We start from the raw sequence: 14,944 nt of genomic DNA on the forward strand, positions 1-14,944 counted from the left end.
CCGTCCGTCAAGAGTTGCGCGCGGTACAGGCCCAGTCTCAAGTAGGGAAGGGCAGTCGGCCACGTCAGGCAGCGTTCATGCTTCCGATCCCCAGGCGGCTTGCAACCTTGGTCTGCACCACGGCGAGGTGGTCCCACATGGCCTTTTCGGCCCGGTTGGGATCCCGCGCTGCGATGGCATCGGCGATCGCGGCATGTTCGGCGTCGCGCTGGGCGATACGTTCCGCTGTGGTTTCGTCGTCGCTTCCGGCAAACCGCAGTCGGCTGTCGTTCTGCACCTGATGCAGAAGAATGTGCAGCTCGCTCGCCAGGCTGTTGCGTGAGCCGGCGGCAATCGCACGGTGAAACAGCTGGTCGGCCTGGCTCGGGCTCATGCCGGCCGGCGATTTCGCGTGGGCGAGGATCCGGGCGATCTCCGCCGGCGACGCGCGCATCGCGGCGAACCGCGCCAGCGTTGGCTCGAGGATCATCCGCATTTCCATGACTTCCAGCGGATTGGTCGAGAGCACGAGCTTGGCGCTTTGCAGGCTGGTATCGGAAGACGACCGTCGCCCACTTCGGGCCGGTTCCAGTTCGCCGAAGCCGCGCAGCATCTGCAGTGCCTTGCGCAGCTGGTGACGCTTGACGTTCAGGCGTTCGGCAAGCACCCGCTCGGCCGGCAGAACGCCATCCTCGTCGATGATCCGGCGCAGGGCCTCGACCACATCGGCAGGTTCTTCCGTATCGGAAAATGGCGGTTGTCCGTCCGCCTCGCGCATATCTGGCTGCTGCATGGATGTCCCTTTCCCAAAGTTTCTATTCTCCTTGACGAGCATCAAAGAAGATCGCGCCCGAATGGAGAAGTTTCGGAATGTTCGCCGGTCCGGTTTACCTGTCTGGCCGGGCCATTTCCGCATTTTTTCCGCCAATATGTCATCGCGCCTTCCGGCACAATTGATTTGCGTCAACGCCATTCTATTATGCACCAATGTTTTGACCAATAGAATTTGTGGTAGAAAAATTGGTTGGATCTTCGGCCGTCGTTTCCCAGACTGAATGCCGGGGTCCGACTCCAAACCGATCTATGCATTGGTGGCGGTTGCCGCACTCAGTGGTGCGTTATCGCGGGTGACCGGCAAGGCTCACGATGTCGGCGCCGGATCGGCCGCCGTGATGGCGGCGATCGACGCCGGGTAATCGTTGATATTAGCGGGCGCCCCTCACATAGGCGGCGCCCAGCGCGCTCGGCAGGTTCGCCTTGCGGCCGAGAATGACCAGCACGGCCATGACCGCGAGGAAGGGCAACATCTGGATGACGTCGGTCGGGATATCGACGCCCGCCACCTGCAAGGCCGTGGTCAGGGATAGGCAGGCGCCGAACAGCGTGGCGCCGCCCAGGACCCAGAGCGGCCTGCCGCGGGCGAGCATGGCCAGCACGATGCCGATGAAGCCGTTGCCATTGGTCATGAAGGGCACGAAGATGCCGGCGCCGACCACCGCCATGAAGGCGCCGCCGAGACCGACCAGCGCGCCGGTCAACAGAACAGCGACGGAGCGGACCCCGAGCACGCCGACGCCGGACGAATCCAGCGCCGCAGGCTTGTCGCCCGCCGCCTGCAGCGCGATGCCCCAATAGGTGTAGCGGTAGATATAAGCGAACACCGCCACCATCAGCAGCGCGAAATAGACGATCGGCGGCCGGTTGAACAAGGCGGGCCCGATGATCGGAAGATCTGCGAGAAACGGGATGGCGAGCGTTTCCATGCTGCCGAGCCGTGGATAGCTCTGGGCGAACTGGAAGAAATGCAGGATCGCGGTGGCACCCTCGACGCCAAGCGTCAGCGCGATGCCGATGACGATCTGGTTGAGGCCGAGCCGCACGCAGAAGATCGCCATCAGCGACGCGATCAGCATGCCGCCGCCGGCGCCGCCGATGAAGCCGAGCAACGCCGAATCAGTCTTCCAGGCAACGAGGAAGCCGGCATAGGCCCCGGCCAGCATCATGCCTTCGATGCCGATATTCAGCACGCCGGTCTTTTCCGACAGCTGTTCGCCGAGACCGGCCAGAAGAAGCGGAATGCCCGCGGTGATGGCGCCGGCAAACAGCGCGGTCAGAAAGGCTGCAGTAAACAGGGTCACGATCAGATCCTCCGGCCGTCGCGGCGCTTCTGGTCGAGCATTTCGGAAATTCCGAGCAGGGTCAGCAGGATCGCCATGGTCACAAGGGTGAAATAATTGGGAACGCCGAGCCGTCTTGCGGCACTCTCGCTGCCGATCGACAGGACCGAGAACAGGAAGACATAGGCGATCGTCGCAAAGCCGTTGAAGCGGGCAAGGAAGACCAGCGGCACGATGGTCAGCGTATAGGCCGGGTTCCAGTCGGCGCGAACGTTGCCATACTGGCCGAGCACGGCGACCGCGCCCGACAGGCCGGAAAAGCCGGCCGAGATGGCAAAGACCGCGATCGTCAACACCGGCACCGAAAGTCCGGCATGCACCGCCGCCTTGGCATTGGCGCCGACGACGCGCAGCTTCAGGCCGAAGGCGGTGCGCGCCATCACGAAATGCACGACCAGAATGGCGACGACGCCGATCACCACGCCGCTCGAAATCGTCGTGTCGAACAGCCGGGGCAGGCGGTCTGCCACGGGCAAAGTGCGGGTCTGCGGCACGGTGGTCTCCGGATCGATGAAGACAATTTTCACCAGCATGTTGGAGAGCGAAATGCCGAGAAAGGTCATCATCATCGTGGTGATGATCTCGTTGACGCCCTGCCAGGCGCGCAGCAAGGCAGGGACCAGCGACCAGAGAGCGCCGACGATTGCGCCGACCAGAAGCCCGATGATCAGCACCATCCAGACTGGGAGCGACGCGGTCAGGAGCGGCGCCAGTGCCGCGACGAAGACGGCGCCGAGCAGGAATTGCGCATCGCCGCCAAGGTTCCAGATGCCGGCGCGAAACGCGACGATCAGGCCGGCTGCGATCAGAAGCAGCGGCCCCATCCGGGTCAGCGTCGCCTCGATGCCGGAGGGCGACAGCAGCCCGCGATTGACGATGAAGCCATAATAATCGACCGGGTTGACGCCCATCACCAGAAGGAGAAGGCCGGAGAGCAGGATCGCGGCGACCAGCGGCGCGACCGACAAGGCGATCGGCTGCAGGCGCTCCATGATCATGCGGCGGCGCTGGCCGGCATTGGCGGCGGTCACTCCATCCTCGGAACCCGTCATTTGAATGCTCATGCTGCCACACCACTCATGAATTCGCCGATCTTCTGGCGAGCCTCTCCATTGTTGTCGACGATGCCGACGATCTTCCCTTGCGACATCACCGCGATCCGGTCGCTGAGTTCGATCAGCTCGTCCAGTTCGGTCGAAAACACGATCACTGCCTTGCCGGTATCGGCCGCCTCGCGAATTCGCCGGCGCGATGCGGCAATGTTCTGCAGATCGAGCCCGTAAGTGGGTTTTGCGAAGATCACCGCCCGCGCCGTGCCCGTCAGTTCGCGGGCGAGCAGCAGTTTCTGGATATTGCCGCCGGAAAGCTTCCCCGCTGGCGTCTCGATATCCGGTGTGCGGATGTCGTAGTCCTTGACCTGTCGACGCGCATTGTCTGCGATCGCGCCGGCCTGGCTTATGCCGGAGCGCCAGAAGGGCGCCTCGCCGATCTGCTTCAGGAGAAGATTGATGGAAACCGGGAAGGCCCCGACCGTGCCTTCGCCCAACCGGTCGTCGGTGACATAACGCAGACCGCGATTGCGCCTCGCTCCGATCGGCAGATCCTCGATCGACTGGCCGTCGAGATAGATCCGGCCGTTCTTCACCGGCCGCTGGCCGGCAAGTGCCTCGGCCAGCTGCTTCTGGCCATTGCCGTCGATGCCGGCAATGCCGACGATCTCGCCGCCGCCGACCTTCAACTCGATGCCGGCGACCGGCACGCTCGCGTCATCGACCTCCAGTGCCAGGATTTCCAGAACGGGCTCGGCCTGAATGGGGATTTCGCGGCGCGGCTTCACGACCTTGCCCGCCTCGCTGCCGGAGGCTTCCGCCGAACCGAACATCAGCCGGACGATCTCGTTGGTGGCCTGTTGCGGCCCGAGTGTCTTCAACTCGTCGGGGCTGAGCGCGCCGACCTTGCGGCCGAGCCGAAGCACCGAGATCCGGTCGCCATAGGCGACGGCTTCGTTGAGCTTGTGGGTGATGAAGATGACGGCGAGACCCTGTGCGACCAGCCGGCGCATCAGCTGCCCGAGCTTTTCGGCATCCTTCGGCGTCAGCATCGCGGTCGCTTCGTCGAGGATCAGGAAACGGCTGCCGCGCATCAGTGCCCGGACGATTTCCGCCTGCTGCTGCTCGCCGAGCGACAGGCTGCTGGTGAGCGCCATCGGGTTGACCTCGACGCCGATCGATTTCGCTGTCTCGTTCATCCGGGTGTCGATCGACGCGCGGCCGGGCCTGCGCCACCAGGTTCCGCCGAGATTGACATTGTCGATCAGCGTCAGGCTGGGCACCAGCATCGAATGCTGGAAAACCGTGCCGATGCCAAGCGACAGCGCCCGCTGCGGCGAAGCGATCGCCATTTCCGCGCCATCGACGAGGATCGAGCCGTCATCCGGCTGCTGCAGGCCCGAGAGCATGCTGACCAGCGTCGACTTGCCGGCGCCGTTTTCGCCGAGCAGCACATGCACCTCGCTCGGAAAGAAGTCGATCGAGATGCTGTTATTGGCAACGATGCCCGGATAGCGCTTGGTGACGCCCTTCAGCGATACGAGCGGTTTTGGGTCTGTTGCGGGTGGGGGAGTAACTGTCATAAGGCCATTCCGTCCCGGGCATCAGGATGCCCGCAGTGATGAAAAGGGCCGGCCCTTGTCGGACCGGCCCTCGCTACGATCAGTTCATCTGGGTGACCAGGGCATGCACGGATGCGGCGTCGAACTTCGCCTCGACCTTGATCTCGCCCTTGATCATCTTGTCGCGGATATCCATCACCGAGGTCCAGACATCGTCCGGGATCTGCGGGGTCTTCAGCAGCGAGACAGAATCGTCGGCCAGCGAGATGTTGTAGTTGCGGCTGCCATACTTGTCCGCCTTGATGTCCTCGATCATCGCCGTGTAGATCGGCGTCAGGTTCCACAGCACCGAGCTCAGCAGAAAGCCCTTGTCGATCGTGGTCTTGTTGCCGATCACGTCGATGAAGAAGACCTTGCCGCCATCCGTCGCCTTGGTGGTCTCGACCGCCTGCAGCATGCCGAAGGAGGAACCGTTGCCCTGGCCGAAGATGATGTCGGCGCCGGCCGCAATCAAAGACTCGGTGACGCGCTTGCCGCCGGCGGCATCCGAATAGGCAGCCGGGCCGATGACGGCGTAGCGCACCGTCACCGATGTCTTCTCCGCCTTCACGCCTTCGGCAAAAGCCGAGGATTGGGCATTCCAGGACGGAGGCTCGCCGGAGGTGACGATGCCGACGGTGCCGGTGCGCGACATTTTTGCCGCCAGACGGCCTGCGAGATAGGCGCCGGCATGGCCGCTGGCGGTATAGTCGGCGACGGCGTCCTTTTTAAGCGATGCCGGGCTGTCGACGATCGCCACCTTGATCTTGGCCTCGGTGCCGATTTCTGTTGCTGCCGTGTTGTAACCGCCTGCATGGGCAATCAGCAGGCCGTGGCCTTCCTCGGCCAGTTCGCGCAGGGTCGGGCGGATGTCGCCATAACCCAGGTTTTCAGCGGTAATGACCTCGACGCCAGTCGCCTTGCCGGCAGCCTTGGCGCCTTCGGCACCCTGCTGGTTCCAGCCGAAATCCGTACCCTGCTCGGGCGTCAGAATGGCGATCGACTTGATTTCGGCGGCATAGGCAGCCGTCGAAAGCATAGATACAGTAAAGGCGGTAAAAATCGCCGATTTAAACCTCGTCATGTCTTCGTTCCCCTTGATTTATATATTGGAGGTTCGGTTTACTTTGGTTTTTTACGCTGTTAGCAATCCCTTCATGATAGAAGGAGCGCCATTCGCCATGAAAATAACGTCTAAAGCCTCGCTGATCGCCTTCGTGGCCTGTCTCGCTCCGGCCGTAGCGGCATCAACGACGCTGGAGCGCGGCCGCGCCGGGCTTGACGAAATCCCGCTCTCCTTTGCCAATGCCGGCACTGAGGCGATGTCCTGCGGCGCGACGCTCGCGCACTGGTATTCGCAGCCGATCGGCACGGCAGCACCCAGCGGCGTGGTGACGGGCACGCTCTGGCTGCAGCGCGACACCGGTACGGTCTTTCTGCTCAACGAGATCGAAGACCGGATGCCGGTCGAACGGCTGTGGTGCGGCAAGGACGGCGCATCCTGGAGCACCCGCAGCGAGATCCCGCTTGAACGGATCAAGGGAAAGGTCGTCGCGCCGATCCGCATGGCCTGCGCGCCGGGACCGGACAGGCTCGACTGCCGGCCGGGCTGACCCTCCCGGCCTTCAGACTGCGATATCGACGATGTCACCCGCTCTTCAACCATCACCAATCCAAATATGTCTGATGCGCGGCCAAGCTTGGGCCGCAAGAATGAACCGGAGGGCATGGCCGCAGATCCTGGTTCGGGGCGGCCTCTGTTCCTGTTCGCCGACTATAACTGCGGTCCAAAGTCGGTCAACAGAAATCCAACCATTTTATATTGGTTGAGTTATTCGCCAACATCATTCTCTGATAGATTTGCATTCTTCATGGGCATCGTCGTGGGATTGCAACGCGTCTCATGCACAAAGATTGGCGGAATTTCTCAGTTTTATCGGTGAAATGATGCTGAATTCAGCAACATTCTCAGCTTCGCTCAGTTTCTCATCAGATCAAAAAATTTCTCTAACCAATAATTATGGTTGATTTGTATTGGTTGTGATGTGTAGCTTGGTTTCGACGAATTTGCTGAAGTCTGGGTATCCGCGCAGACACGACGGATGTCGGGCCGCAGGTGGCGTCGGTGGCTCATTCATCAGGAGACGGCACATGGATACAGGTGCGGCGAGTGCCGATGCAGGGGTCATCCGGCGGCTGAAGACGGGCGAGGAGTTCAAGGCGACGCTCGATGATGGTCGCCAACTGTGGGTGGGCGGTGAAAAGATCGAGAAGGTGACGGACGTGCCGGCGCTGAAGGCCGGTATCGATCTTCTGGCCTCTATGTTCGACGATCAGTTCACCGCCGAATATGCCGACGCGACCACCTATCTGGAGCCGACCACCAACGAGATCGTCAGCCGCTCCTGGCAGGTGCCGCGCAGCCAGACGGATCTCGCCGATCGCCGCAAGATGATCGAATATACCAGCCTCAAGACCGGCGGCACCTTCGGCCGTCCGCCGGATCTCGCGCCGGCGATCGCGGTTGGGCTTGCCGCCTATCTGCCGACCTTCAAGGCGAAGAAGTCGCTGATCGACGGCTGCAACCCGGATTTCGCCGAAAACATCGAACGCTACATCGCCTTCGGCCGCGAGAACAATCTGACGGCATCCGAGAGCCTGACCGGCCCGCAGACCGATCGCTCCGACCCGAAGGCGGCCGAAGGTTCGCTGCTGCGGGTGAAGGCGATCGAGAAGGGCGGTATCCGCATTTCCGGCGCCAAGACCGTCGGTTCGATTGCCGCCCAGGCCAACGAGATCTTCTTCACCAATCTCGGCGGCATCCAGTCGACGCCGGCGGACGCCTGCATATGGGGTTCGGTGCCGATCAACACCGATGGAATCAAGATGATCTCGCGCGAAATGGTGTCACAGCCCGCCGCCGACCCGTTCGATCATCCGGTTTCGCATATGGGCGAGGAAGCCGACCAGTTCATCGTCTTCGACAACGTCTTCGTGCCGACCGACCGGATCTTCAACCTCGGTGATCCGAGCGCCATGTCCTGGTATGGCCCGGTCTGCGTCTTCGCCCACTGGCATGTGCTGACGCGGCTTGCCGTCAAGGCGGAATTGTTCGTCGGCGCCGGCCAGATGATCCTCGACGTGCTCGGCACCGACAAGATCCCGGCGGTTCAGCTGATGCTGGGCGAGCTGATCGAATATGCGCAGACATTGCGGGCTTTCGTCGTTGCCTCGGAAGCCCTTGCCAGGCCGACAGAGGCGGACGTGATGGCGCCGGATGTCAGCATGCTGACCGCCGGGCGGCTCTATTCGATCCAGCATTATCCGCGCATCATCCATACGCTGCAGGAACTCTGCGGCCAAGGCCTCGTCATGCGCTTCGGCAAGGCGGCCTTCGAAAACCCGGATGTCGGCCATTACCTGAAGGATCTGCTGCCCGGTCATGGCGTTAACGCCATGCAGAAGGAGCTGCTGATGAACTTCATCTGGGACATGACGACCGGCGCGCTTGCCGGCCGCGTTGCCCTGTTCGAAAACGTCAATGCCGGCTCATCGCCGCGCCTTCGTGCCCGTCTCTATGAAGAGGTCAAGCGCGACCGTTTTGTGGCGCAGGTGAAAAAGCTTGCCGGCATGGACTGGTAGGCACCCGAGGATCGCATTCGGACGGCGTGTTTCGCGTCGTCCGCCAAAAGCCGTTAAGAAAGCTCCGTCATGCCCAACGCCGACGCCATCGTCGATGCCTTTTACCGCGCCTATAACGACCACGACGCCCTGGCCGCGGTTCGTCTTTATGCTGAGGATGGGCGCCATGACGAAATCGCTTTCGGCGCGGCGCGCCAGGGCTATGAGGAACTGCGCAAGGGGCTCGAAGGTTTCTTCGCGATGATGCCGGATGTGTGCTGGCGCGAGCGCGAGCGGATCCGCTCGGCCGATCATGTCGCCATTCTCTACGAGATGACGGGCACCTTCCTGCCGCGTCCGAAGGAAGGTGCTTCGCTGCCATCCGCCAGGTCCGTTACGCTGGAGGGTCTGCATATGCTGGAGATCAGGGACGGTCGCATCACGGTCAGCCAGGATTACTGGGACAAGGCCGAATTCCTCGCCCAGATTGCATGAGACATGATGAATTTCAGTGAGTGTGGACCCGGACTTTCTTCTGAAGCAATCGATCTACCGATCGGATGCAGGGTCGAGATGGTCGACCAAGTTTCCGGGTCTTGCGGATGACCCCGTTGCTCAGCGAATTGCCCGAACGTCTGACAGGAATGCGCCGGCTCGTCGCCTGGCTGCCGATCTTCGCGCTTGCGGCGGTTTTTTCCTATCTGCTGGTTCTGGTCGGCTTTCCGGCTGCCACGCTTCTCGGCGCTATGGTTGCCGGCATCGTCTTCGGGGTCGGCGGCACGCGGCTTTCCGTGCCGAAGCCGGTCTATACCTTGGCACAAGGGTTTGCCGGCGTGTTCATCGCCCGCAGCCTGACGCCATCGATCCTGATCGACGTTGCCGTCCACTGGCCGCTGCTGATCTTCATGACGGCCTTGACGCTTGTCAGCGCCTTCATCGTCGGCTGGGGATTGAACCGCTGGGGCGGCGTGCCGAAGATGCCGGCCATTCTCGGAAGCCTGCCTGGCATGTCCGGGGCAATGGTGATCATCGCCTATGAGCGGGGCATCGACGGCCGCGTCGTCGCACTCATGCAATATACGCGGCTTGCCAGCGTCATCGTCGCGGTATCGCTGATGTCGCATTTCCTGCCCAATATGAGTGGCGCGGCTGTTGCTGGCGATACGGGCGTGACGATCGGCGACTGGCCGGCCGTCGTCATTTCCATGCTGCTGGCCGCAAGTTCTCTGGTCGCCGTTCGCTTCCGTTTCCTGCCGGCGGCGGCGATGCTGTTTCCGATGCTGATCGGCGCGGTATTGGAATCCTCGGGCATCTTCCACATCGTTCTCCTGGACGAAGCGATTGCGTTGACCTTTGCCGTCATAGGCTTGGAGGTCGGACTGAAATTCACCGGCGCCTCGCTCTCACAACTGGCGCGAATGATCCCGGCTATCCTCGTCTCCGGTCTTGCTCTCCTAATTCTCGGCGGATTGCTGGCGGTGCTTTTGCGGCTGATCATGCCGGTTGATCCGCTGACGGCTTTGCTGTCCACAGCACCGGGCAGTACCGAGACGGTGGCGATCGTCGCCGTCGCCGGCGATGCCGAGGTCTCGGTCGTACTTGCATTCCAGACTGTACGCATGTTTGTTGTCGTGCTCTTTGGACCGGTGATCATGCAACAGCTGTCGCGTCTGCCGATTTGGCGATCCTAAGTTACAACTACTGTACCAAATCGTCGCCTTCAGCGCGAGAAGTCAGCTCGGCGCATTGATTCAAGTTACATCGCTCTGGTCGTAGGTTCGGATCCTATCAAGGCGAAAGAAGATGAACGACCGCTAGCTGGACGGTTGATACAAGTGCTCAAATCCCGCGGCATCCAGGCTTGTCTCGGCTCCATTCGACATAGCGAGACGCCGCCGCACGATCCCTGCGTGAAACCGCAAACCGTGAACCAGTCCCTCGTCATTAAAATCATAGTTCGGATTGTGCAGTGGTGGAGACCGTTCGCCATTGCCCAGGAACACGAAGCACCCCGGCACCCTGGTGAGGAACTGGGCGAAGTCTTCCGACGCCGTCATCGGTTTCGAGCTGACTCGAACATTCGATGCGCCGAAGAGATCTCGCGCCACGTCAATCGCTTCATTTGCAAGGGTGACATCGTTGACGAGCGGAATGAATTCCCGCGTATAGTAGACATCCACTTCGATATTGTAGGCGAGAGCGGTGCCCTGCGCGATGACGCGCATCTGCTTTTCGATGTCGGCGCTGACGTCACTGCGGAAGCTTCGGGCATCACCAAGGATGCGAGCAGTCCCTGGAAGCGCGTTCCTCGTCCCGTCGGTGACCAGCTCGGTGACCGACACCACTGCGATATCGGCCGGGTCAAGACGCCGCGCGACGATCGTCTGAAGGTTGGTAACAAGTGCGCAGGCAGCGACAAGGACCTCGTTGCCGGAATGCGGCCGGGCAGCATGACCGCCGATACCCCTGAGCGTGATTTCGAAATTGTCCTCGGCCGACATGATAGCATCGGGTTTCGTCTCGAACACGCCGACAGGTAGACCCGGCATGTTGTGGATGCCATAGATCTCATCGAACGGGAGCTTTTCCAGCAGGCCATCGGACATCATCGACAGCGCACCTTTTCCCCATTCCTCCGCAGGCTGGAAGATGAAGCGAACGGTACCATCGAAACCGCCTTCTTCGGCCAGCAGTTTTGCAGCACCGAGAAGCATGGCCGTATGACCGTCGTGTCCACAGGCGTGCATCACCCCTTCGTTCATCGATTTGTAGTTCGCGGTGCCATTCTCGGTGATCCGTAGCGCATCCATATCGGCCCGCAGGGCGACGACACGATTACCGCTTCCCCGTTTCAAACTGCCGACGACGCCGGTGCCACCAATGTTCTCCGTTACATCATCGAGGCCAAATTCCCGGAGCTTGGAAGCGACAAAGGCTGCCGTCGCGTGTTCCTCGAAACCAAACTCCGGATGGGCATGAAGATGCCGACGCCACGCCGTCATTTCTGCGATCAACTGGCCGATGTCACTCACTGGCGCTGCCTTTGCTCCTGCAGTCATACCTTCGCCTCCGCTGCTCTCGCCAGAACCGATGCTGGTGGCTCGCCAACGAGCTCTTCATACCGGACAGGATCGGTTGCCCCTTCGGTGTTGATGAGGAGAATACGAGACCCGTCGCCGAGTTCGAGTGTCTGCTTGATATCCTGATCCGCAAGAGCCTTGATCAGTCCAGCCAGCCCAACACCGCCGCTTTCACCTGCAACGATTGCACGGTCGCCAAAGGCGGGACGGGCCAATCTCCTCATGGCGTCAATCGCGTCCTGCTCGTCCACTGTCATGAAGGCGTCAGCCGCGCGCGAAAGAATACGCCAGGCGACCAGCGATGGCTCATAGCATTCGAGCATCGCCATCACGGTGGGCTCCCCATGCGGAAGGACCACCGGATGTCCTGCCCGCGCGCTTTCAACAATGCACGCCGCTCTTTGCGGGTCGACTACGATGAAAATCGGCCGGTCCAAACCCATGGCTATCGACAGATGGCCAGCCACTGCAGCCGCAATGCCGCCGACGCCAGACTGCACGAAGACGTGGGTGGGAGGTTCGCTCAACTCTCTGAGCGCCTCGCGGACAAGCACCGTGTAACCTTGCATGACAAGGCCGGGTATACGCTCATAGCCGGGCCATGACGTGTCCGATACGATGGTCCAGTTCTGTTCGCCTGCAACCCTGGCCGCTTCCCTGACGGAGTCGTCGTATGACCCCTCGACACGGATCATGTCAGCGCCGAAGCGGCTGATTGCCGCGACACGTTCGTCGCTGACAAGTGCGTGAACGAATATCGCTGCCCGGGCGCCAACGATTTTTGCTCCCTGGGCCACGGATCGTCCGTGATTGCCATCGGTGGCGCAGGTGAAAGTCATGGTGCTCGCGACCGCCTTGACGTCCGGCGTGTGAAGTTCGGATATATCGACATGTCGCGACAGTCGTTTGGAGGCCTCTTCGAGAACAAGCCGTATAACGGCATAGCAACCACCAAGTGCCTTGAAGCTGCCAAGGCCGAGACGGAAACCCTCATCTTTCATGTGGATGCTCGACACCCCGAGCGCGGCGGCGAGCCCTGGAAGCGTCACCAGCGGGGTGGCAGCATTGTCTTCGCGGTAGGTGAGGTGTCGTTCGACCTCCCTGGCTGCGTCTTTGCCGAGCGTCTCGACATCACGAGGATCAAGATGAGATTTGTAGTCCGCAAGTATGTTTGGCAAAAACATGATTGGCTCCGATTTACGTCACGAAAGCATATTGCATTGGACGCGCACTGAGCGCTGAATATCCCAGCCCGATTTGCAAGTTTGTTTCGTTTACCGCCACTGGAGTCGACTACCGCGTGACCCTTGATGATTTCGACCGTAAAATCCTCGGCATCCTCCAGAAGAACAATCTCACGCCGCAGCGAACGATTGGCGAGGCGGTCAACCTTTCTGCTCCTGCCGTTCAGCGCCGCATCAGGAAAATGACCGAAGCCGGAATTATTACGGCCAATGTTGCCGTCGTTGATCCCGCAGCCCTTGGGCAGCCGATCACAATCTTCGTGGAAGTCGAGGTGATCAGCGAGACATCCGAGCAGATTGAAAGCGCCAAGCGGGCGTTCGCGGCCACGCCTGAGATCCAGCAATGTTTCTACGTGACGGGCGAAGCGGATTTCGTGCTGGTCGTTATCGTACCGTCGATGGTGGACTATGAAGCGCTGACCCGTCGGCTGTTTTTCGGCAACAATAACGTCAAGCGTTTCCGGACATTCGTGGCAATGGATCGGATCAAGGTTGGGCTCGAAGTCTCGCTACCGCAGTCCGTTTGACGGCCAGGTCTGTCGCTTATTCGTGTCGGTTGAACTTCCGGAGCAATCCTGTGAACTGGATAAGCTCGGCTTCGCTCCATCCATCTGTGCGTGCGTGGAATGCTCCGACCTTCACCGTGATCGATGCCTCAAGCCTCGATCGTCCTTCCTGCGTCAATCGATAGATGGTCGAGCGTCGGTCGTCGGGGTCGGTCACCGATTCTGTCAGCCCCAGATCGCAGAGCGACTTCAACAGCCTGCTGACCGCGCTCTTGTCCATATAGAGCTGTTCTGAAAGCTGTCTGCCTGTTGCAGAACCGCGTGCCGACAGGATCGTGGCAATCTGGAAGGCGGCGGGCTGAAGCTTCGGGTGGAACCGCTCCGCCGATGCGGCAGTGATGGCGCGTGAGGCAGCGAGCAGCGCATTGAGCTCGAGGCCAAGCTCCCTGAGATGTTCGATGCGCGTTTTCTTCATAATCACCTCGGTAGATATGGTAGACATATATCAACTAAACGAACATAGTGGATATATATCAACCAAGCGGGTTACTGCAAATGCCTCATCGTCCGAAAGTCCTCATAACAGGTGCCACCGACGGGATCGGGCAGCTCGCAGCAATCGAGTTGGCGCGTCACGGCGCCGATCTGATCCTGACGGCGAGGAGCCAGTCGAAGGCGGCCGCCACGCGCGCGCAGATCGAAGCCGCCGCCCCGGGCGCAGCCGTCGACGTGTTTTACGCGGACTTCTCCGATCTTCGGGCGGTGGTTGCGGCCGGCAGAGCCATCGCCGCCCGACATTCTCATATCGACGTGCTGATCAATAACGCTGGTCTGCATGCCTTCCAGCAGCGCGTTACCAAGGACGGTTTTGCAGAAATGGTGGCGGTGAACTGTTTCGCACCTTGGCTTTTGACATCGGTACTGCGCGACACGTTGGTACAGTCGGCTCCTGCCCGCATCGTCACAGTCGCATCGGAAGCATCTCGTCAGAGCGGCGGCCTTCGTATCGAGGCGGATCTTCTCGATATCGCCCCATTCACCCCCCGCGGCTCTTCCAGGATTTATGGCCGCACCAAGCTGCTGAATATCATGTTCTCGATCGAGCTTGCGCGACAGCTCGATGGTACGGGGGTAACAGTCAATTGCCTCGACCCTGGCTTCAATGTCACCAGTCTCGGCCGCGAGCTTGGATTCTCCGGCTCGCTCGCCAAGGCCTTAAACTGGCTGGGGATCGGCGATCCCACCCGTGGTGCTGGGATCATCAAGCGGCTCGCGATCGATCCTGAATTTGGCGTCAAAACTGGCCTTTACGTCTCCGTTAAAAATGCCAGAACGCTGATGCCCGTTGCGCCAGCGAACAGCGTGGAGCAACGTCGCCGTCTGTGGATTTCGACTGCTCAACTTCTCGGTCCTTTCCTGATGGCTGACAATGGAGTCGGCTTGTAGATTGTAGGAAGATTATGCTTCCGAGATCGTGGGTAGTCGGTTCGTTCGGACATTCGCGCGTGCTGCTCAAACTTACCGGAAGGCATAGGTCATGAGTTCGGACCTCATCAAGAGGTGGTGGTCATCCGCATTTCAGCTTGCTTAATTCCTGATATGAGACGCAGGCTTCCGGACGCCTGTGTCTAATGTTTGCCTGCGCTACGGGAGGGCGACCCAGCCGTTGTTCCGTTCTTTTCGAAAG

The 14,944-nt window shown here is 60.7% G+C and carries 15 protein-coding genes; 7 read left to right on the plus strand and 8 right to left on the minus strand.

The genetic code is table 11. The annotated features are described in order from the left end of the window. Positions 1–64: 64 nt before the first annotated feature. Positions 65–772 carry a FadR/GntR family transcriptional regulator gene (locus ACI3K0_RS26800; RefSeq protein WP_404946589.1) on the minus strand — a complete coding sequence of 236 codons (708 nt, stop codon included), beginning with the start codon at positions 770–772 and terminating at the stop codon, positions 65–67. 262 nt (positions 773–1,034) lie between these two features. Here ACI3K0_RS26800 and ACI3K0_RS26805 point away from each other — a divergent pair, with 262 nt between their 5' ends. Beyond that, positions 1,035–1,175, plus strand: coding sequence for a hypothetical protein (locus ACI3K0_RS26805; protein ID WP_404946590.1), 141 nt, complete (start codon positions 1,035–1,037; stop codon positions 1,173–1,175). A 9-nt stretch (positions 1,176–1,184) separates the two neighbouring features. Here the strand turns inward: ACI3K0_RS26805 and ACI3K0_RS26810 are convergent, their stop codons facing one another. The 4 genes from ACI3K0_RS26810 to ACI3K0_RS26825 all read right to left on the minus strand — a co-directional run bounded on the left by ACI3K0_RS26810 (position 1,185) and on the right by ACI3K0_RS26825 (position 5,890). After that, positions 1,185–2,117, minus strand: coding sequence for an ABC transporter permease (locus ACI3K0_RS26810; RefSeq protein ID WP_404946591.1), 933 nt, complete (start codon positions 2,115–2,117; stop codon positions 1,185–1,187). 2 nt (positions 2,118–2,119) lie between these two features. Continuing rightward, complete coding sequence (locus ACI3K0_RS26815) at positions 2,120–3,220, minus strand: ABC transporter permease (protein WP_404946592.1); 1,101 nt, start codon at positions 3,218–3,220, stop codon at positions 2,120–2,122. Next, positions 3,217–4,788 carry an ABC transporter ATP-binding protein gene (locus ACI3K0_RS26820; RefSeq protein WP_404946593.1) on the minus strand — a complete coding sequence of 524 codons (1,572 nt, stop codon included), beginning with the start codon at positions 4,786–4,788 and terminating at the stop codon, positions 3,217–3,219. Before ACI3K0_RS26820 ends, ACI3K0_RS26815 begins: the two co-directional genes overlap by 4 nt. A 79-nt stretch (positions 4,789–4,867) precedes the next feature. Further along, entirely contained in the window at positions 4,868–5,890 is a 1,023-nt protein-coding gene (locus ACI3K0_RS26825; RefSeq protein WP_404946594.1) for a BMP family protein, read from the minus strand. Positions 5,891–5,987: 97 nt separating this feature from the next. Between ACI3K0_RS26825 and ACI3K0_RS26830 the strand changes: the two genes are divergently transcribed. The 4 genes from ACI3K0_RS26830 to ACI3K0_RS26845 all read left to right on the plus strand — a co-directional run bounded on the left by ACI3K0_RS26830 (position 5,988) and on the right by ACI3K0_RS26845 (position 10,118). Then, a complete protein-coding gene (locus ACI3K0_RS26830; protein WP_404946595.1) occupies positions 5,988–6,419 on the plus strand; it encodes a hypothetical protein in 432 nt (143 codons plus the stop codon). 538 nt (positions 6,420–6,957) lie between these two features. Continuing rightward, positions 6,958–8,448, plus strand: coding sequence for a 4-hydroxyphenylacetate 3-hydroxylase N-terminal domain-containing protein (locus tag ACI3K0_RS26835; protein WP_404946596.1), 1,491 nt, complete (start codon positions 6,958–6,960; stop codon positions 8,446–8,448). 69 nt (positions 8,449–8,517) lie between these two features. Further along, on the plus strand, positions 8,518–8,922 hold the full coding sequence (locus ACI3K0_RS26840) for a nuclear transport factor 2 family protein (RefSeq protein ID WP_404946597.1): 405 nt from the start codon (positions 8,518–8,520) through the stop codon (positions 8,920–8,922). A gap of 107 nt (positions 8,923–9,029) precedes the next feature. Continuing rightward, a complete protein-coding gene (locus ACI3K0_RS26845; RefSeq protein ID WP_404946598.1) occupies positions 9,030–10,118 on the plus strand; it encodes an AbrB family transcriptional regulator in 1,089 nt (362 codons plus the stop codon). 123 nt (positions 10,119–10,241) lie between these two features. Here ACI3K0_RS26845 and ACI3K0_RS26850 read toward each other — a convergent pair whose 3' ends face one another. Together ACI3K0_RS26850 and ACI3K0_RS26855 are read right to left on the minus strand one after the other, a co-directional pair. Beyond that, a complete protein-coding gene (locus ACI3K0_RS26850) occupies positions 10,242–11,486 on the minus strand; it encodes a M20 aminoacylase family protein (RefSeq protein ID WP_404946599.1) in 1,245 nt (414 codons plus the stop codon). After that, positions 11,483–12,691 carry a diaminopropionate ammonia-lyase gene (locus tag ACI3K0_RS26855; protein WP_404946600.1) on the minus strand — a complete coding sequence of 403 codons (1,209 nt, stop codon included), beginning with the start codon at positions 12,689–12,691 and terminating at the stop codon, positions 11,483–11,485. Before ACI3K0_RS26855 ends, ACI3K0_RS26850 begins: the two co-directional genes overlap by 4 nt. Positions 12,692–12,807: 116 nt before the next feature. Between ACI3K0_RS26855 and ACI3K0_RS26860 the strand changes: the two genes are divergently transcribed. Beyond that, positions 12,808–13,278 (plus strand): Lrp/AsnC family transcriptional regulator, encoded by a 471-nt coding sequence (locus ACI3K0_RS26860; protein WP_404946601.1) that lies wholly within the window; start codon positions 12,808–12,810, stop codon positions 13,276–13,278. Positions 13,279–13,294: 16 nt separating this feature from the next. On the opposite strand, the gene ACI3K0_RS26865 is transcribed toward ACI3K0_RS26860, so the two are convergent. After that, positions 13,295–13,732, minus strand: coding sequence for a MarR family winged helix-turn-helix transcriptional regulator (locus ACI3K0_RS26865; RefSeq protein WP_404946602.1), 438 nt, complete (start codon positions 13,730–13,732; stop codon positions 13,295–13,297). Positions 13,733–13,812: 80 nt separating this feature from the next. Here ACI3K0_RS26865 and ACI3K0_RS26870 point away from each other — a divergent pair, with 80 nt between their 5' ends. After that, positions 13,813–14,703 carry an SDR family NAD(P)-dependent oxidoreductase gene (locus ACI3K0_RS26870; protein ID WP_404946603.1) on the plus strand — a complete coding sequence of 297 codons (891 nt, stop codon included), beginning with the start codon at positions 13,813–13,815 and terminating at the stop codon, positions 14,701–14,703. The last annotated feature ends 241 nt before the right edge of the window (positions 14,704–14,944 follow it).

This window comes from Rhizobium sp. ZW T2_16 (assembly GCF_044987325.1).
Classification (GTDB): domain Bacteria; phylum Pseudomonadota; class Alphaproteobacteria; order Rhizobiales; family Rhizobiaceae; genus Neorhizobium; species Neorhizobium cellulosilyticum.